The sequence below is a fragment of the Pedococcus sp. P1_H8 genome (assembly GCF_056405175.1).
The window spans coordinates 1-493 of the sequence record NZ_JBFUCP010000165.1 but is presented as its reverse complement, the minus strand read 5'-3'; the positions used below and the strand labels follow the sequence as shown (position 1 = coordinate 493).

The 493-nt window shown below is 63.7% G+C and carries 1 protein-coding gene; it reads left to right on the top strand.

Features of this window, described 5'->3' with window-relative positions; all coding sequences use genetic code 11:
* Positions 1-493, top strand: a 493-nt coding sequence (locus AC1DYG_RS19410; protein WP_477641490.1) for an oxygenase MpaB family protein, incomplete at both ends; no start/stop codon positions are given.

Genomic DNA, 493 nt, shown 5'->3' with positions numbered 1-493 from the left:
GTCCGTGACTTCCACAAGCCGATCAAGGGCACAGTGGCCGACGGATCGCGCTACCACGCACTCAACCCGGAACTCTTCTACTGGGCGCACGCCACCTTCGTCGACCAGGTCCTCTACGTCACCGACACCTTCATCCGGCGCCTGTCCCACGAGGAGAAGGTCCAGATCTTCGAGGAAGGCAAGACCTGGTATCGCCTCTACGGGGTGAGCGATCGGAGTCAACCGCAGACGTACGAGGAGTTCCTCGAGTACTGGGAACAGATGCTCGACCGGTTCGTCCCGACCCGAACCATCGTGTACGCCACCGGGTACATCAGGAAGGGCGTACCGGGTCCAGGGCGGATCCCGGCACCGGTGTGGCGGGTGCTGTCGGCGCCCCTGAACGCCTTCATCCGCACAGTCGTCGTCGGCACGCTGCCCCCGCAGATGCGTGAGGTCTGCAACCTCGAGTGGGATGCCAAGAAGGAGAAGCGGTTCCAGCGGTTTGCGGCCT